Origin of the sequence: Marinomonas ostreistagni (assembly GCF_016888445.1) — a bacterium.
Classification (GTDB): Bacteria; Pseudomonadota; Gammaproteobacteria; order Pseudomonadales; family Marinomonadaceae; genus Marinomonas; species Marinomonas ostreistagni.
The window spans coordinates 14,952-32,433 of the sequence record NZ_JAFEKF010000006.1 but is presented as its reverse complement, the minus strand read 5'-3'; the positions used below and the strand labels follow the sequence as shown (position 1 = coordinate 32,433).

At 48.9% G+C, this 17,482-nt stretch carries 14 protein-coding genes; 8 read left to right on the top strand and 6 right to left on the bottom strand.

Annotated features, from left to right (window positions below):
* Nucleotides 1-62 precede the first annotated feature (62 nt).
* From JQX58_RS13710 to lgt, 3 genes are read left to right on the top strand one after another with little or no spacing between them, the layout of a single operon-like run.
* Nucleotides 63-563: an RNA pyrophosphohydrolase gene (locus JQX58_RS13710; protein ID WP_204147428.1), complete on the top strand. Its 501-nt coding sequence runs from the start codon at nt 63-65 to the stop codon at nt 561-563.
* A 29-nt stretch (nt 564-592) separates the two neighbouring features.
* Nucleotides 593-2,878, top strand: a complete 2,286-nt coding sequence (ptsP, locus tag JQX58_RS13705) for a phosphoenolpyruvate--protein phosphotransferase (protein WP_204147427.1) — start codon at nt 593-595, stop codon at nt 2,876-2,878.
* A 26-nt stretch (nt 2,879-2,904) separates the two neighbouring features.
* Complete coding sequence (gene lgt / locus JQX58_RS13700) at nt 2,905-3,702, top strand: prolipoprotein diacylglyceryl transferase (protein WP_204147426.1); 798 nt, start codon at nt 2,905-2,907, stop codon at nt 3,700-3,702.
* Between the two features lie 75 nt (nt 3,703-3,777).
* On the opposite strand, the gene JQX58_RS13695 is transcribed toward lgt, so the two are convergent.
* On the bottom strand, nt 3,778-4,629 hold the full coding sequence (locus JQX58_RS13695; RefSeq protein WP_204147425.1) for a thymidylate synthase: 852 nt from the start codon (nt 4,627-4,629) through the stop codon (nt 3,778-3,780).
* A 128-nt stretch (nt 4,630-4,757) separates the two neighbouring features.
* Between JQX58_RS13695 and folA the strand changes: the two genes are divergently transcribed.
* Together folA and JQX58_RS13685 are read left to right on the top strand one after the other, a co-directional pair.
* Nucleotides 4,758-5,258: a type 3 dihydrofolate reductase gene (folA, locus tag JQX58_RS13690; RefSeq protein WP_204147424.1), complete on the top strand. Its 501-nt coding sequence runs from the start codon at nt 4,758-4,760 to the stop codon at nt 5,256-5,258.
* 6 nt (nt 5,259-5,264) lie between these two features.
* The gene (locus tag JQX58_RS13685; RefSeq protein ID WP_204147423.1) at nt 5,265-5,684 is read left to right on the top strand and encodes a secondary thiamine-phosphate synthase enzyme YjbQ; all 420 of its coding nucleotides are present in this window, start codon (nt 5,265-5,267) and stop codon (nt 5,682-5,684) included.
* A 53-nt stretch (nt 5,685-5,737) separates the two neighbouring features.
* Here JQX58_RS13685 and JQX58_RS13680 read toward each other — a convergent pair whose 3' ends face one another.
* The 3 genes from JQX58_RS13680 to ilvD form a co-directional block, all read right to left on the bottom strand.
* Nucleotides 5,738-6,961, bottom strand: a complete 1,224-nt coding sequence (locus JQX58_RS13680; RefSeq protein ID WP_204147422.1) for a sensor domain-containing diguanylate cyclase — start codon at nt 6,959-6,961, stop codon at nt 5,738-5,740.
* Nucleotides 6,962-7,001: 40 nt separating this feature from the next.
* Nucleotides 7,002-7,844: a 23S rRNA (adenine(2030)-N(6))-methyltransferase RlmJ gene (locus JQX58_RS13675; RefSeq protein WP_204147421.1), complete on the bottom strand. Its 843-nt coding sequence runs from the start codon at nt 7,842-7,844 to the stop codon at nt 7,002-7,004.
* A 64-nt stretch (nt 7,845-7,908) separates the two neighbouring features.
* Nucleotides 7,909-9,753: a dihydroxy-acid dehydratase gene (ilvD, locus tag JQX58_RS13670; RefSeq protein WP_204147420.1), complete on the bottom strand. Its 1,845-nt coding sequence runs from the start codon at nt 9,751-9,753 to the stop codon at nt 7,909-7,911.
* Nucleotides 9,754-9,910: 157 nt separating this feature from the next.
* Between ilvD and JQX58_RS13665 the strand changes: the two genes are divergently transcribed.
* Nucleotides 9,911-11,113, top strand: coding sequence for an EAL and HDOD domain-containing protein (locus tag JQX58_RS13665; protein ID WP_204147419.1), 1,203 nt, complete (start codon nt 9,911-9,913; stop codon nt 11,111-11,113).
* A 1,528-nt stretch (nt 11,114-12,641) separates the two neighbouring features.
* Here JQX58_RS13665 and fdxA read toward each other — a convergent pair.
* Together fdxA and mutS are read right to left on the bottom strand one after the other, a co-directional pair.
* Nucleotides 12,642-12,965 carry a ferredoxin FdxA gene (gene fdxA / locus JQX58_RS13660; protein WP_133564916.1) on the bottom strand — a complete coding sequence of 108 codons (324 nt, stop codon included), beginning with the start codon at nt 12,963-12,965 and terminating at the stop codon, nt 12,642-12,644.
* Nucleotides 12,966-13,081: 116 nt separating this feature from the next.
* On the bottom strand, nt 13,082-15,718 hold the full coding sequence (gene mutS, locus JQX58_RS13655; RefSeq protein WP_204147418.1) for a DNA mismatch repair protein MutS: 2,637 nt from the start codon (nt 15,716-15,718) through the stop codon (nt 13,082-13,084).
* Nucleotides 15,719-15,796: 78 nt separating this feature from the next.
* Between mutS and JQX58_RS13650 the strand changes: the two genes are divergently transcribed.
* Both JQX58_RS13650 and recA read left to right on the top strand, forming a co-directional pair.
* Nucleotides 15,797-16,282 carry a CinA family protein gene (locus tag JQX58_RS13650; RefSeq protein WP_338040742.1) on the top strand — a complete coding sequence of 162 codons (486 nt, stop codon included), beginning with the start codon at nt 15,797-15,799 and terminating at the stop codon, nt 16,280-16,282.
* Nucleotides 16,283-16,382: 100 nt separating this feature from the next.
* On the top strand, nt 16,383-17,450 hold the full coding sequence (gene recA / locus JQX58_RS13645; RefSeq protein WP_204147417.1) for a recombinase RecA: 1,068 nt from the start codon (nt 16,383-16,385) through the stop codon (nt 17,448-17,450).
* Nucleotides 17,451-17,482: the final 32 nt, after the last annotated feature.

Below are 17,482 nucleotides of genomic sequence, written 5' to 3'. Positions count from 1 at the left end.
TGCAAAACAAGGAATTATGGAACAATGATCTTTATTAGATTTAAGTTATAAGGTGAAGGCTCGTGATTGATGCAGACGGATATAGACCGAATGTAGGCATCATTTTGATGAACGAGCGAGGCCAGCTACTTTGGGCAAGACGCGTAGGTCAAAATGCGTGGCAGTTCCCCCAAGGCGGCATAAAAGCGGATGAAACACCAGAACAAGCGCTTTACCGTGAGCTAAAAGAGGAGGTGGGCTTAGAGCCACACCAAGTTGAAATAGTCGGTAGGACAAGAGGTTGGTTGCGTTATCGCCTGCCCAAGCGCATGTTGCGTCATAACAGCAAACCCCTTTGTATCGGACAGAAACAGAAATGGTTTTTGCTATCCATTCGCTGCGCGGACGCCTGCGTATGTGTAGACGGCAGTGATTGTCCGGAATTCGATGGGTGGCGCTGGGTGAGTTATTGGTATCCGCTGGGACAAGTGGTCGCGTTCAAAAAGGATGTCTATCGACGTGCGTTAAAAGAATTAGTGCCCAATGCACACCGATGGCTTAATCGCAGGAATAAGCAAGCTTAGGCTTCCGCCTGCTGGATAGAAGAGGAATCATGCTAAGTTTATTGAGACGAATTACTCAAGAAGTGACTGGCGCACAGTCACTTCAGGCTGCACTGGACATCATTGTTCGCCGTGTGCGACGGGCGATGCGTTCAGAAGTCTGCTCAATTTACCTAGTGGATCCTAATAGCCAAGATTATATCTTAATGGCGACGCGCGGCTTGAATGCCGATGCCGCAGGTAAGCTAAGTTTAAAAGCAGACGAAGGTCTGGTGAGCTTAGTGGGGCGTCGTGCAGAGCCAGTTAACCTTGAAGATGCGCATACCCACCCATCGTTCCACTACCTAAGTGGTACCGGTGAAGAGCGTTACAAGTCTTTCTTAGGTGTGCCGATTATCCACCATCGCCAAGTACTGGGTGTATTGGTGGTACAGCACGAAGATCGTCGTCGATTCGACGAAGGCGAAGAAGCCTTTTTAATTACCCTCTCGGCCCAGTTAGCGGGTGTTATTGCCCATGCTGAAGCGACTGGGGCAATGGAGTCGTTAACGCCTGATGCGCCGTCTCCTGGTGCCGACTTGCGTTATAAAGGCATTCCAGGCAGTGCTGGGGTCGCGATCGGTAAATCTCAGGTGGTGTTCCCGCCAGCAGATCTTGATGCGATTCCTGATCGTGTGCCACAAAGTGTTGACGATGAAGTGGATAACTTCTACCAAGCCCTGGATGCGGTGCGCAAAGATATTCGCAAGGTCAGCTCACGCCTTAGTAAGCACATCAGTAATGATGAAAAAGCCTTATTTGATGTGTACCTCAAAATCCTAGATGACAATTCATTAGCCGCTGAAATCGTTAACCGTATTAAAGACGGTAACTGGGCGCCTGGTGCATTGCGCCAAGTTGTGAAGCTGCATATCTCCTTTTTTGAGAAGATGGACGATCCGTACCTACGTGAGCGGGCCAGTGATATTCGTGACTTAGGGCGTCGTATTTTAGCCCACTTACAAGAGAAGAATCCTGCCGCGAGCGAAGAAATCGTCGATCCAGTGATTTTGGTGAGTGAAGAGCTGACCGCTTCGATGTTGGGTGAATTCCCGCTCGACAAGGTCAAAGGCTTAGTGTCAGTGATGGGCTCTAGCAGCTCTCATGTGGCGATCTTGGCGCGTGCGATGGGCATCCCAACAGTGATGGGCGCGGTCGATTTACCTTACGCCAAGCTCGATAAGATCGATATGATTGTCGATGGTTACTCAGGGCAAATCTACACTCATCCTTCTGAGGCTATTACCGAAAGCTACCAGCAAATCGTGGATGAAGAGCGTGAACTCGAAAGCGAGTACGAAGCGCTTAAAGATTTACCTTGCGAAACCTTAGATGGTCAACGTATCGGTCTTTACGTCAACACAGGCTTATTAGCCGATATTAATCGTTCGCTTGATCGTGGCGCTGAAGGGGTGGGCTTATACCGCACCGAAGTGCCATTTATGATCCGTGACCGCTTCCCAACTGAAGCCGATCAAGAGCAGATTTATCGCCAGCAATTAGAAGGCTTTGCGCCAGCGCCAGTGACTATTCGTACACTGGACATCGGCGGTGATAAAGCGCTGCCATACTTCCCTATTAAAGAAGAAAACCCTTTCCTTGGCTGGCGTGGTATCCGTGTGACCCTCGATCACTTGGAAATTTTCATGGCGCAGATTCGTGCCATGATCAAAGCTAGCTCTGGTTTGCACAACCTAAAAATCATGCTGCCGATGATTTCTAATATTGCCGAAGTCGAAGAAGCGTTGGCGCTGATTCGCCGTGCCTATGCGGAAGTCAAAGAAGAGGGATACGATGTCATCATGCCCAAAGTAGGGGTCATGATTGAAGTGCCAAGTGCAGTCTATCAAGCCAAAGAGTTAGCAGGCATGGTGGATTTTATGTCAGTGGGGAGTAACGATTTGACGCAGTACTTACTCGCAGTTGATCGTAACAACTCCCGCGTAGCTGGCCTCTATCATAACTTCCATCCCGCGGTATTGCGTGCGTTAGCCGACATTGTTGAGCGTACTCGAGGGGAGGGCGTTAAGCTAAGTGTTTGTGGTGAAATGGCCGGTGACCCTATCGGCGCTATCTTGATCATGGCAATGGGCTATGACACCTTATCCATGAGCTCGACCAGTTTGCCGAAAGTGAAAGCTGTATTACGTAAGCTAACCATGCAGCAGGCGCAAGACATGCTTGCTCAAGTTATGCCGTTGGCGCATTCGGATGCGGTTAAGCAAACAATGATGAAACTCGTGCGTGAAGCCGGTGTCGAACGCTTGATTCGCCCTTCTAAGACGGCTGATCTCTAACCTACTTAACTCACATAAGATCGCATATGATTGCCTACCCAAATATTGACCCGGTTGCGGTGTCCCTTGGTCCCATCGCCATACATTGGTATGGCTTAATGTACTTAATTGGTTTTGTCTCAGCGTACTATTTAGGTGTCTATAGAGCGCGCCGCTCAAATGGCCTATGGACGCCTGAGCAAGTCAGCGACATGATTTTTTATGGCGCTATCGGTGTCATTCTGGGCGGTCGTATTGGCTACATACTGTTTTATCAATTCCCCGCGTTTGCCGATAACCCTATGGTGTTGCTACGCATATGGGAGGGCGGCATGTCGTTCCATGGTGGCCTGATCGGTGTCATCGTGGCGATGGCGTTATTCGCTCGTAAAACGCAAAAACACATGATGGATATCCTCGATTTTGGCGCGCCATTTGTGCCGATTGGGCTAGGGCTCGGTCGCTTGGGTAACTTTATCGGTGGTGAGCTTTGGGGTCGAGCCACGGATGTGCCTTGGGCCATGATTTTCCCTGGTGATCCACTGCAGCTGGCGCGTCATCCTTCGCAACTGTATCAGTTTGCCCTAGAAGGGGTGGCTTTGTTTACCATCTTATGGTTCTTCTCTAGTAAGCCTAAGCCGCGCTACTGCGTGTCGGGTATGTTTCTGTTGTTTTACGGCATCTTTCGCATCTTGGTGGAATTTGTACGCGAGCCGGATCCGCAGCTGGGTTACATTGCTTTTGGCTGGCTTACCCAAGGTCAGCTACTGTCATTACCGATGGTCTTGGGTGGCATCGCGCTACTGCTGATTGGTTTTAAGTTGCAGCGCTATCCGCAAAAGTAAGGGCTGTAGAGTTAAAAAGCCGCTGTCTGGTATCAGACAGCGGCTTTTTTGTGACTCAAGCTCAGCGAGCTTGGCTTACACCGAAAAGGGGTAAGCGATGGGCGCGTGATACTCATACCCTTCTAATTCGAAGTCGTCTAAGGTGACCCAGGTTTCAAGGTCTTTTAGGGTTTTGATGTCAGGGTTAATTTTAAATGTCGGCACTGCCAAAGGCTCACGTTTAAGCTGCACATCGCGCATCAGTTCGAGTTGATCTTCATAGATGTGCGCATTAACGATTTTATGGAACGCTTTACCAGGCTTCTTACCAGTGATTTGTGCCATGATCGCCAATAAAAAATACACCTGCACCATGTTGAAGTTCAGCCCTAAAGGCACATCACAGCTGCGCTGGGTACTGTTAAGGTACAAGGTGTCGCCTAGCAAGGAGAAGTGATGGCTGTACATGCATGGGCGCAGGCAAGCTAGGTCCAATGCGCCTGGGTGGTAAAAGGTAAAAATCTCACCACGGTTATCAATACCAGCGCTTAGGTCATCGACAATGTTTTGTAGCTGATCTACTTTACCGCCGTCAGGCTTAGGGAAGTTACGACCGATGGCGCCATAGCAAAGTCCCATGTCGTCCTCACCTTTGCGGTGAGGGTTGGCGAGCCATGCTGGGTTTTCATTGGCATTGGCATCCCAGGTTTTGGTGCCTAGGGCACGAAAATCAGCGGCGTTATCGTAGCCGCGCAGATAACCGATGATCTCGGCGATAGCAGATTTCCAGTAGCTTTTGCGTGTTGTGACTAGAGGGAATTCACCGGCACCGACGTCGTAAGTGAGGTCCGCATTGATCACGGTTAAACAGCGCTTGCCGGTACGTTCGTTGGCAACCCATTCGCCTTCATCGATAATGCGGCGGCAAAGGTCTAAATATTGTTTCATGTAATTGAGCCCTTTGTTGGGGTAAAATGGCGGCAATTATAGCAGATCTTGTACTAAAGCCGAGGCTGAACTTAAAAACAAAGCTGAGTGGCGACCTAGATCGAGAATGAATATACACGGGAGCAACTATGCTATCTCTGATTGTGGCAATGTCGACCAACCGAGTGATCGGTATTAACAATGCATTACCTTGGCACCTGCCAAACGATCTTAAGTACTTCAAGCAAGTAACTATGGGTAAGCCGATTATTATGGGGCGTAACACCTTTGAATCCATCGGTCGCCCTTTACCTGGGCGTCGTAATATCGTCATCACGCGTAACCCTGATTACCAAGCAGAAGGCATTGATGTGGTATCGTCCCTAGAGGCAGCGATTCAACTAGGTGAAGACATCTGCTTGATCGATGGTCATGAAGAAGTGATGGTGATCGGTGGTGCGCAAATTTACGAACTGACCTTGCCACAAGCGGATCGTTTGTATATCACTCATGTGGACGCTGAAGTGGAAGGCGATGCATTCTTCCCTGAAGTGGATTGGCAGCAGTACCGTAAAGCCGGCGAAGAAGCGTTCGCAGCCGAAGGTCCAAACCCTTACGACTACCGTTTCAGCGTGTACGAAAAGGTCTAACCTAGTATGTGGCTACAAAAAGAAATTCGCCTCTCACCGCGTAAGCGTGGCTTTCATTTGATTACTGATGAAATTGAGCAGCAGTTATCTGAATTACGCCGCTTGGATGTGGGCTTGCTGCATGTGTTTATTAAGCATTCATCCGCGTCATTGACCATCAATGAAAATGCCGATCCAACGGTGCGGGTGGATTTTGAAAGCTACTTTAACCATGCGGTGCCAGAAGATGAGCCGTACTACCAGCATATTTATGAGGGCAGTGATGATATGCCCGCGCATCTTAAGAGCAGTATTTTGGGCTCGAGCGTGACTATTCCCGTGACCAATGGCGAACTCAACTTAGGCATCTGGCAGGGTGTCTACCTGTGTGAGCATCGCAATCGTGCGGGATCGCGTACGCTGGTGTTAACACTGCAAGGCGAATAACGTAAAAAGGCGCTCACTGAGCGCCTTTTTTAATGGGGGTTAGTAGGGAGTTGCTAGTCCATTAAGGATACCGCAACGCCTTGTGAGCGACCTTTTTCGACTGCTGAGTTAGCGCTTTGTGCCAGCTCTTCAATGGTTTCGCCATCCTCTGGGAACGTCGCTAGACCGACACATAGGTTACGGTAACTGGCGTCACTAAATTCTAGGACTTTTTGCTCTTCCTCGGTCGGCTTGATGATGCCTTGAATTAACTTCTCAGCATCTTTTAGGCTGGTGTTAGGTAAAAGAAGTAGTAACTTGTCATGGGCAACACGGGCCAAAATGTCCGATTCGCGAATCTTTTTGTAGATAAAGCGCGCCGAGGTATGAATCGCAGTATTGCGTTTTTCAAGTGGCATATCTGCTAACAGACCACGACAGTCGAGGTCGATTTTGGCCATGGTGAGCGGCGTATATTGGCGACGTGCTAAGCCAAGCTGTTTAGTGAAGTGCGTCAGTGCGGCGCCACGATTCAATAATCCAGTCAGTTCATCAAACGTGGCTTGCGAGCGCAGGTGCTCTTCCAACGCTTTTTGATGGCTGATGTCTTCGACAAAGCCAATGATTTTTTGCACGGAGCCATCGGCGCTTTGGCTATAAGTACGGCCACGCTCACGCACCCAGATGTATTCATCGTTGGCGCGGCGTAGGCGGTAGTCACATTCGTAATAGCGCTGTTTGTGCTCAACGTGCTCTTCAACGGTGCGCGATAGTTTGTGCAGATCGTCTGGGTGAACACGTTCGTGCCAGGCTACGGTGCTGTGCGGCGTATTTTCTAATGAGCAGCCCAGCAGTGTGGTGATCGATGGTGAGCACGATACGGTATCGTCTTCCACGTCCCACATCCAAATACCCGCAGAAGATTCGGTCAGAGCAAACTTCAATAAGGTGTTCTCAGCCACAGAGAAGTCTAGGTGCTCGGTGTGTGAGATATAGCCTAACACGTGCTCATCGTCGAGGATGGTCAGCGACACTTCGGCGGCGATGGTACGATCACCCACGTGCATCTTGGCGCTCACTTGTTCTAATAAGCCACGTTCCACTTGAGCGACGACTTCGGCCAAAATAGAGTTTTGGTCATTGATCAAATCTTGCCAAGTCTCTTGACGTGCGGCCCCGACATTTAAATAGAGGCTTTCTAGGCGCTCGTTTGCCGCCACGATTTCGCCAGAGGGGATATGCGCGATAAACGCTGGGGTTGGCATATGGTGAAATGCGGTGGTAAACGGGACAGACATGTCAGACTCCTTGGTCAAGTCGTTACAGCTCGCTTGAGCGTTATTCTGGGGTGATCCAACGTAATTGGAAATGGGCATCGCGATCTTCGGCAAGAGCATCACGCAAGTAAGGCAAAAAGGTCTCTGCTTCACTAGCAAGTGTCCAAGGCGGATTGACAATGATCATACCACTGCCAGCCATGCCGCGTTTGGTTTCGGTGCCGCGGATGTTTAATTCCAATAACAGCGTGTTTCTAATTTTGGTCGCTTCGACCGCGTTAAGCAAATCGTCTGCTTGGCGACGATTGAGCACTGGGTACCAAATCGCATAGGTGCCTTGAGCAAAGCGCTTGTGACCGTCTTCGAGTGCTTTTACTACTTTTTGGTAGTCGTTCTTCACTTCGTAAGGTGGATCCATTAACACGAAACCACGCTTTTGTGGCGGTGGCAGCATGGCTTTGACTGCGGCGAAACCATCATCTTTTACCACATTCGCTTTACGTTTTTTGGGGAAAAGTGCAGCAAGAAGCGGGTAATCGTTAGGATGCAGTTCGCACAGGTGCAATTTGTCTTTTTGGCGCGTGTAATGATCCACCACCATTGGGCTGCCTGGGTAGAAGCTTAAGCCGCCATCAGGGTTGAGCTCACGCACGATGTCGACAAACTGCTCTAGCGGCTCAGGTAGGTCTTGGCGTGCCAATAAGCGGCTGATGCCGGTATCAAACTCTTGATTCAGCTGTGCTTGGTCCGAGCCAAGTTCATACAGGCCGATGCCGGCGTGAGTATCAAGATAAAAGAAGGGCGCTTCTTTTTTGGTCAAATGACGGCAGATTTGGCTGACGACTAAATGTTTTAGAATGTCGGCGTGGTTGCCAGCATGGTAAATATGGCGATAACTGAGCATATAAAAGTATCCGGTTAATCAAAAAAGCCGCTTCAAAGAAGCGGCTTTGGCATGAATGATAAGCTTAGTCGAGCTTATCTAAATCACGTACCGCGCCTTTGTCGGCACTGGTGGCAAAGTGAGCGTACACTTTAAGTGCAGGTGATACTTTACGTGGACGTTCTTTAACAGGTTTCCACGCATCCGTACCTTTGGCTTCCATCGCAGCGCGACGCGCATCAAGTTCTTCTACTGAGATCATGACGTCGATCGTACGATTCGGGATGTCGATACGAATCGGATCACCGTTTTGTACTAGACCAATAGCACCACCGGCAGCGGCTTCTGGTGATACGTGACCAATTGATAGGCCAGACGTACCGCCAGAGAAACGGCCGTCAGTCAGTAGGGCACAGGCTTTGCCTAGGCCTTTAGACTTGATGTAAGACGTTGGGTATAGCATTTCCTGCATACCTGGGCCGCCTTTAGGACCTTCGTAACGTACGATCACAACGTCACCCGCTTCGACTTTGTCGTCAAGGATGTTCTTCACAGCCTCGTCTTGTGACTCTGTCACGTGCGCTTTACCTTCGAACACTAGAATCGACTCGTCGACACCCGCGCTTTTCACAACACAGCCGTCTTGTGCGATGTTGCCGTACAGCACGGCCAAACCACCTTCTAAAGAGAAGGCGTTTTCTAGTGAACGGATACAGCCTTGCTCACGGTCGCCATCAAGAGTTGGCCAACGGCAATCTTGGCTAAAGGCAACTTGTGTTGGTACGCCGCCAGGGCCTGCTTTGTAGAATTCAACGACTTCAGGTGTAGGAGATTCCATGATATCCCAAGTCTTCAGACCTTCTAACATCGTCGTAGAGTGGACGGTGTGAACTTGGTTGTGCAGGATGCCAGCGCGGTTTAGTTCACCCAGTAGACCGAAGATACCACCGGCACGGTGTACGTCTTCGATGTGGTATTTCTGCGTGTTCGGCGCCACTTTACACAGCTGTGGTACTTTACGAGATAGACGGTCGATGTCTTTCATAGTGAAGTCCACGCCTGCTTCACGAGCTAGAGCTAGCAAGTGCAGGATAGTGTTGGTCGAACCGCCCATGGCGATGTCTAGCGTCATGGCGTTTTCAAACGCTTCAAAGGTAGCGATTGAACGTGGCAGCCATTTCTCTTCGTCTTTTTCGTAGTAGTTCTTAGCGATTTCTACGATGCGTTGACCTGCTTCTAGGAACAGACGCTTACGATCAGCGTGTGTCGCGACGACAGTACCGTTACCAGGTAGGCTTAGGCCCAGAGCTTCGGTCAAACAGTTCATAGAGTTGGCTGTGAACATGCCTGAGCATGAACCACAGGTCGGACAAGCCGAACGTTCGATCTCTTCAACTACTTCGTCAGACACGCTGTCATCAGCGGCGATGACCATAGCGTCAACAAGGTCAAGTTTGTGCTCAGAAAGCTTGGTTTTACCCGCTTCCATTGGGCCACCTGAGACGAAGATAACTGGGATGTTAAGACGCATAGCCGCCATCAACATTCCCGGTGTGATTTTGTCACAGTTAGAGATACAAACAAGCGCGTCCGCACAGTGTGCGTTGACCATGTATTCTACCGAATCGGCAATTAGATCACGTGATGGCAAGCTGTACAGCATGCCGTCGTGGCCCATAGCAATACCATCGTCTACAGCGATAGTGTTGAACTCTTTTGCTACACCGCCAGATGCTTCGATTTCACGACAGACGAGCTGACCAAGATCTTTTAGGTGGACGTGACCTGGTACGAACTGAGTGAACGAGTTCGCAACCGCGATAATCGGTTTATGAAAGTCATCATCTTTCATGCCTGTCGCACGCCAAAGGGCGCGAGCTCCGGCCATATTACGGCCGCCGGTAGATGTTTTGGAGCGGTATTCTGGCATTTGTATCCCCACAAATTATTTTGCTTTCTTTATAGACTCATGTTACCAAGATTATTGCTATCGCCCAAAGACAAATTTGGCAATATACTGTCAATCCTTAGGAACCAGTTGTTCTATAGCAGCTCACTTAGTTATAACGATAAGGGTTTCCATACCTATGATGTATCACAACGTTGCCTTAGCCCGCCAACCGATTGTTGACAGTAAGTTGTCTACCTTTGGTTATGAACTCTTGTATCGTCGCGATATCCAGTCCGCTGGCGCGGATGTATACGATCAAGTGGGGGCAACGGCCCATGTTATTACTACGAGTCTTTTGGATCTTGGGCTGCACAACATAGTGGGCACTGGTAAAGCCTTTGTGAATTTCCCTAGAGCCTACTTAATTAATCCAAGCGGTGTCCCTTTGCCAAAAGAGCATACCGTCATTGAGGTGCTCGAGAACTCTGGTTTTGATGCGATTTTGTTAGCTGCACTACGTCGTTGGCGCAACGCTGGGTTTAAGTTGGCCTTAGACGATTTTGTATTCGAGCCAAAGTTGACGCCTTTTGTAGAAGTGGCGGATTACGTCAAACTCGATATCAAAGATCTCGGCAAAGAAGCGTTTCATCAGCAAGTAGAGCTGCTTAAGCCTTACAATGTAAAAATCATTGCTGAAAAAGTTGAGACGTGGGAAGAGTACCATTTTGCCAAACTGTTAGAGGTAGACTTCTTCCAAGGCTATTTCTTTGAAAAGCCTGAGTCTATTTCGAAAAAATCCTCGCGTGCCAATCAGCTTACCTTACTGCAGTTGATGGCGGGCCTGATGAAAGCGGATGAAATGACCATCCCTGAGCTGGAAAGCATTGTCAGTCAAGATATCGGCCTCGTGCATAAACTGCTCAAGTATTTGAACTCTCCGCTAATGGGATTAGTGGCGTCAGTTGACTCGCTTCGTTTGGCGATCATGTTGATCGGCTTAGAGCAGCTCAAATCCATCACTAATTTACTTTTGATGTCAGAGATGACTGCGGATCGAGAGGTGTTGCAGGCCCAAGTTCTATTGCGTGCTAAGCATGCGGAATTATTTGCCAAGGCTCGCCAATACGCGAATGAAGATCGCTACTTCTTAGCGGGTATGTTGTCTTTGATCGATGTATGTGTAGGTGTCAACTTGGACGACATCTTAGCAGAGTTGCCACTACCGCTTGAGTTCACCAATGCCATCATCGAACGCACTGGTCGGGTCGGCTACACCCTAGATTTGATCGAAGCCTATGAGAAAAACCGCCCGATTAAGTCAGAGGAGGATGCGGCATTATTAGCGCAAACCTACACCGAAGCCATCGCTTGGGTGGAGAGCTTCCGCTCATCTTTCTAGTTTTTGTAGGAAAGCCCTTACATGACTTGTCAGGGTTTTCTCTAATTTCCTGTCGAATACCCCACGAAGCGCTTCAATCTAACTTTAACTCTATGTTTTAACTAGAAATATGTCTTTTTTATGACAATGTTGGGCAATTTCCCATCAGAGGAAGTCTCGCGTATATTGAATTCATCCAATCGCAACTCAAAGGATTGAGGGCAAGATATAAAGCAAAGCAGGATGCTTTGTCAGCGGCATAGGACGTTGCAGGATGCACATAGAGTGTCGCTGATATCAAACCTCCAGGATGGAGGCGCAGCCAAGGTCGGGCGGATACCATGCAAGTTTTGTTAAAGGATGAGCAAAATTTCATGGCGCTTTTAAGGGACTAAAAGCATGAAAAGAGGTTATCGGCAACGATAACCTCTTTTTTTATGCGCTCAATAGGCCGGTGGCTCAATTAAAAAGGGTCTTTTTGTAAGGGATTTCCTACATGGGTGTAGGGGATTTCGGTAATGCTAGTGGAATAACCGGAAAATAGCGCTAGGAAAGTTCCAAGTTATTGTATTATATGGATTTTTTCTGTTTTGAGTGCCTTGAATAAAAGTTTCCAAAAGCGTTTTGTTAGGGTACATTACAGTTATTCAAAAGGAGCTCACGGATTGAGTAGCACTGGAGTGTGCAGCAAAGCGAAGGATGCTTTGTAGAATTAGGAAAAGGGCAAAGGCTGCCTGAGCAGGATCGCTCAATAAAGGATAGACAGACTTAAAGATTAAGTCATTGTGCCAAGGTTCGGCGCGTTATGGATAACACAAAGGGATCAGGATTCACGGATAGAAGGCTTCTGACGGATTAGAGGCAAATAAACGGGCAGCTTAGGCTGCCCTTTTCTTTTTCTGGCTTTCTGCTTTTCTTTTTCTACCGTTAGTTTTCTAACTCCGCTCCGTTCGTACTTTTTGCGATCTTAATTGTCTTTGTAAGGCTTTCCTGACGCTAGCGTAAGATGTTTCTGCGTTTTTCAAGGAATAGTAGAAAAATCTACTATAACTTTTTCTAAAGTGCTGATTTTTAAGCATTTTATGATTTTTTCTTACTGATTTGACCGTTTGCATCTTATCTTTAGTTAGGTAAATTATAGCCATTCGAAAGGAGCTCACGGAAAGAGATGCACAGGAGTGCGGCAAGGCTAGGAGTCTTGAGGAAATTAGGAAAAGGGTAAGGGTTGCCCCATAGATGGATTTTGCTTTAGGGAATCGATCTTAGGATGAGGTCTGGATGCCAAGGTAGGGCAGGTTAGGGACAGACGCAGACGGATAGCACTTAGGGAATTGAGCGCTTTTAACGGATTAAAAAGCAAAGATGGGCAGCCTCGGCTGCCCTTTTCTGTTTCTAGACAAGTAAACGCTGATCCCATAATTAAAGCTATAATTGATAATTGTTTCCATTCTCTTTTTTGTCGGTTATACTGGCCCAGTTGCAGTAACTTTTTTAGCGCATAAAAAAAAGCAGCCGAGGCTGCTTTTTAGACATCACTGTAGAGTTATGCTTAGCGCTCTAGGTGCTCAAGCTTATCTTCTACGCCATCCCATTCTGCGGCATCTGGAAGAGCATCTTTTTGTTCAGTGATGTTTGGCCAAATAAGCGAAAGCTCTTGGTTAAGCTCAACAAACACTTCTTGACCGTCTGGCAATTCGTCTTCTGAGAAGATGGCTCCAGCAGGACATTCTGGCTCACATAGCGCACAGTCGATACATTCGTCTGGGTTGATGGCTAGAAAGTTAGGGCCTTCGTAAAAGCAATCTACAGGGCAGACTTCCACACAGTCTGTGTATTTGCAACGGATACAATTGTCAGTGACGATAAAAGCCATTTCGACTTCTCCTAGAAACAGTTTGGAATTTTGCCAGTATTTTAGAGGCATAGGCTATTTAGCGGCAAGGGACAAATGCCCCTTACCCTAAATTTATCTGATATTAGCTTATGCGACTACAGCTCCTGCTTGAGCTTATACAGTAGGTTTAATGCTTCAATGGGTGAAGTATGATCTAAGTCTAGGCTCGCAATCGCTTCTTTTAACTGCTTGCCTTCATCTACGGCAAAAAGATCCGCCTGCTGTGGCACCACTTGGCTAGGCGCTGCTTGCCTAGATTTTGTGACAGGCTCTTTAACCGTGTGCTGAGTCGCCTCTTGGGGTTCGTTGCCGACACTGTGAGTTTCTAATTCTTGAAGCTTATGGCGTGCATCAGTGATAACGCTACGCGGCACGCCGGCAAGTTGGGCGACTTGCAAGCCGTAAGATTGGCTGGCTGGGCCCTCGTGTACTTGGTGCATAAAGACAATCTCATCTTCATACTCAGTAGCCGTCAGGTGTACGTTGGCAGCATTCGGTAGCTGCTCTGCCAAGGTGGTTAATTCAAAGTAGTGCGTGGCGAACAGCACATAGCTACCAAGTTGGTTAGCGAGATACTCAACTGCCGACCATGCCAGCGATAAGCCATCAAAGGTACTGGTGCCGCGTCCCACTTCGTCCATTAATACTAAGCTGTCTTGGGTGGCGTTATTTAGAATGTTCGCTGTTTCCGTCATCTCCACCATAAAAGTAGAGCGCCCGCCGGCCAAATCATCAGAAGAACCCATGCGGGTAAAGATACGATCAACCACCGAAATTGATGCGGATTCTGCTGGTACGAAACTACCCGTGTGAGCCAGTAAGGTGATGATGGCAATCTGACGCATATAGGTCGATTTACCGCCCATGTTAGGACCAGTGATCATCAGCAGGCTACGCTCTTTGTTAAGCGTCAGATCATTAGGGATGAACGGATCGCTAATGACTGATTCCACCACTGGGTGACGACCGGCTTGAATGTTAATACCACCGTTGGTGTGTACCTCAGGGCGACAGAAGCCAAGGCGATTGGCGCGCTCAGCAAGACACTGTAAAACGTCCAGTTGGGCAACCGCTTGGCTACCTGTCTGCAATGGGCCTAAGACATCGTTTAGCTTGTCCAATAACTGCTCGTAAAGCTGTTTTTCGCGCGCTAGCGCTTTGGATTTGGCGCTTAATGCTTTGTCTTCGAACTCTTTAAGTTCAGGGGTGATAAAACGCTCGGCATTTTTTAGAGTTTGACGACGAATGTACTCAGCAGGAGCAAGGTCCGAATGTAGACGACTGATCTCAATATAATAGCCGTGTACTCGGTTGTAACCTACTTTCAAGGAGCTGATGCCAGTGCGTTCTTTTTCACGACGCTCAACTTCCGCCAAATAATCAGTGGCATTGGTAGACAGTGAGACCAGTTCGTCTAGCTCTTCGTCGTAGCCATCGGCGATGACACCGCCGTCGCGCACCACCGCTGGTGGGTTTTCCACCAATGCGCGTTGTAATTCTTCGGTCAGCTCCGGTAGTTCGACGAGGCGTTCTTGCAGTTGTGTTAGTCGCTCGCTGGTGCTCATGCTGCTTAGAATTTCGCGGATGTTAGGCATGGCTTCAAGTGCGAGTCGTAAGCGCACTAAGTCACGCGGGCGTGCTGAGCGCAGCGCGACACGGGATAGAATACGCTCTAAGTCGCCGACGGCCTTAATTGGGGCGTGTAAGGCCTCGAAGTTGAAGCTATCGATCAAGGTGGTTAACGCATCTTGGCGCTGGTGAATCTCGTTTAGGTCACGGATAGGAGTATGTAACCAACGCTTCAGTAAACGTGAGCCCATCGGTGTGGCGCAGCTGTCGATGACCGACATTAACGTATTGGTAGCGGTGCCGTTGAGATTCTGGTCGATTTCTAGGTTACGGCGTGTGGCGCCGTCAATCAGTACCGAGTGATCGCGTTGCTCAACGCTGATCGCTTGAATATGGGGTAACGCCGAGCGCTGAGTATCCTTCGCGTATTGCAACAGCGCGCCAGCAGAAGCGATGGCTGCGGTTAACGCTTCACAGCCAAAGCCTGATAAATCTTTGGTGTTAAATTGCTGGATTAGCTGGCGATAGCTCGACTCGAAGTCGAAGTGCCAAGGGCCAAGCTCGCTGACGCCACGCTCTAAAGTAATGGCGTCACGTGCCGGGAAGTCCTCCGATACTAAAATTTCTTTCGGTGTTAAACGCTGCAGCTCGCTGGCTAGCGCTTCATAACCATCGACTTCAAACACACAAAAGCGACCGCTGGCCATATCCAGGTAAGAGAAACCAAACACATCTAAGCCCTTGCGTTGCACGTGGGCGACCGATAGCAGCAGGTTTTCACGCTTTTCCTCTAAGAAAGCTTCATCACTGATGGTGCCGGGTGTCACAATACGTGCCACTTGGCGTTCAACGGGACCTTTGCTGGTCGCAGGGTCACCGGTTTGTTCGGCAATGACGACGGATTCCCCCATGCGAACTAGGCGTGCGATGTAGTTCTCCGCAGCATGGAAGGGGATGCCAGCCATCGGGATGGGTTTGCCGCCCGAGTGTCCGCGTGCCGTCAGTGTGATGTCGAGTAATTCTGCGGCGCGTTTGGCATCGTCATAAAACAACTCATAAAAGTCACCCATGCGATAAAACAGCATCTGATTGGGGTGCTGTGACTTGAGGCCAAAATATTGGCGCATCATCGGAGTGTGGTTGTCTTTCTCGAGTTGACTCATGCGAATGCTCACGTTGTGTGGATGAAACAGGGCGGATATTCTAAGCGATAATGTATTGAGATTTAAGGGAGCAGAAGCGTGCAGGAGAAATTCCTTAACGAACTGGTGAAAGACGTTGCTGAGCGATTGACGCAACAACAAAAGATGCTGATCACTGCGGAGTCTTGTACGGGCGGTTTGATTGGCTCTTACTGTACTAAGATGGCCGGCAGTTCAGCTTGGTTTTATGGCGGCATCATGGGCTACGCCAACGAAGCTAAGCGCGATATTTTGCGGGTCTCAGAAACGACGCTGAATACCGAAGGCGCTGTCAGTGCGGCTACAGTAAAGCAAATGTGCGCGGGTGCACTGGCATTAGGTGGCGATGTGGCTGTGGCGGTCAGCGGCGTAGCGGGCCCTGGCGGTGGCAGTGTGATGAAGCCAGTTGGTTGTGTCTACATTGCTTGGCAGCAGCGTGGTGGTGCGGCAGTGGTGGAACGATGCCAGTTTGATGGCACTCGCCGCGCGATACGTTTAGCGACTGTGGCGCGAGCGTTAGAAGGCGTCTTAGAGCTTACGAAATAAAAAATCTGTGTTTTTATACAGTATTTTCTTGAGAGGCTGAATAAAACGCGTTACATTATCCGCAGATTACAGTTTGGACAATTATCAGTAGGACATAGATATGGCATCTACAGCAGACAACAAGAAAAAAGCGCTCGACGCTGCGCTTTCTCAAATCGAGCGTCAGTTTGGTAAAGGCGCCATCATGAAGATGGGCGAAGGCGCAAAGCTAGACATTGAGACAGTTTCAACAGGTTCTCTAGGTTTGGATATTGCGCTGGGTGCAGGTGGTCTGCCGTACGGCCGTATTTGTGAAATCTACGGACCAGAGTCTTCTGGTAAAACGACTTTGACGCTAAGTGTGATCGCCGAAGCACAAAAGCAAGGTAAGACTTGTGCCTTCATTGATGCGGAGCACGCACTAGATCCTTCGTACGCAGAAAAACTGGGCGTTAACATTGGCGAATTGTTGGTATCTCAACCAGATACGGGTGAGCAAGCGCTAGAAATCTGTGACATGTTGGTACGTTCAAACAGTGTCGATGTGGTGATTGTTGACTCGGTAGCAGCCTTGGTACCTAAATCAGAAATCGAAGGTGAAATGGGGGATTCGTCAGTCGGTGTACAGGCGCGTCTTCTATCACAAGCGATGCGTAAACTGACCGGTTCTATCAAGCATGCTAACTGTCTAGTGGTCTTCATCAACCAGATTCGTATGAAGATTGGTGTGATGTTTGGCTCACCTGAAACCACAACTGGTGGTAACGCGCTGAAATTCTACAGCTCAGTACGTTTGGATATCCGTCGTATCGGCTCAGTGAAGCAGGGCGATGAGGTTATTGGTAACGAGACCCGAGTGAAAGTGGTGAAGAACAAAGTTGCGCCACCATTTAAACAAGCGGAATTCCAAATCATGTACGGTGCTGGTATTTACCGTATGGGCGAAATCATCGACCTTGGTGTGAAGCAAGGCTTCATCGATAAGTCGGGTGCTTGGTACGCTTACGGCGGTAACAAGATCGGTCAAGGTAAAGCCAATGCGGCGCAATACCTAGCGGATAACCCTGAGATCGCGACTGAAGTGGAAACCAAAATTCGCGAAACCTTATTGGCAAAAGCGAAGCCAGCGGCGGAAGACGCTAGCAAAGAAGCGGCTGAAGCGCCTGAAAAAGAAGAGTTGGATTTCTAAGTCGCAGCGTATTGCTAGTCAAGTAACGCTAA

Excerpts from the sequence above, each read along its gene's own strand:
- ptsP (WP_204147427.1), top strand. The coding sequence starts at position 593 with ATGCTAAGTTTATTGAGACGAATTACTCAAGAAGTGACTGGCGCACAG.
- lgt (WP_204147426.1), top strand. The coding sequence starts at position 2,905 with ATGATTGCCTACCCAAATATTGACCCGGTTGCGGTGTCCCTTGGTCCC.
- JQX58_RS13695 (WP_204147425.1), bottom strand. The coding sequence starts at position 4,629 with ATGAAACAATATTTAGACCTTTGCCGCCGCATTATCGATGAAGGCGAA.
- folA (WP_204147424.1), top strand. The coding sequence starts at position 4,758 with ATGCTATCTCTGATTGTGGCAATGTCGACCAACCGAGTGATCGGTATT.
- JQX58_RS13685 (WP_204147423.1), top strand. The coding sequence starts at position 5,265 with ATGTGGCTACAAAAAGAAATTCGCCTCTCACCGCGTAAGCGTGGCTTT.
- JQX58_RS13680 (WP_204147422.1), bottom strand. The coding sequence starts at position 6,961 with ATGTCTGTCCCGTTTACCACCGCATTTCACCATATGCCAACCCCAGCG.
- JQX58_RS13675 (WP_204147421.1), bottom strand. The coding sequence starts at position 7,844 with ATGCTCAGTTATCGCCATATTTACCATGCTGGCAACCACGCCGACATT.
- ilvD (WP_204147420.1), bottom strand. The coding sequence starts at position 9,753 with ATGCCAGAATACCGCTCCAAAACATCTACCGGCGGCCGTAATATGGCC.
- JQX58_RS13665 (WP_204147419.1), top strand. The coding sequence starts at position 9,911 with ATGATGTATCACAACGTTGCCTTAGCCCGCCAACCGATTGTTGACAGT.
- fdxA (WP_133564916.1), bottom strand. The coding sequence starts at position 12,965 with ATGGCTTTTATCGTCACTGACAATTGTATCCGTTGCAAATACACAGAC.
- mutS (WP_204147418.1), bottom strand. The coding sequence starts at position 15,718 with ATGAGTCAACTCGAGAAAGACAACCACACTCCGATGATGCGCCAATAT.
- recA (WP_204147417.1), top strand. The coding sequence starts at position 16,383 with ATGGCATCTACAGCAGACAACAAGAAAAAAGCGCTCGACGCTGCGCTT.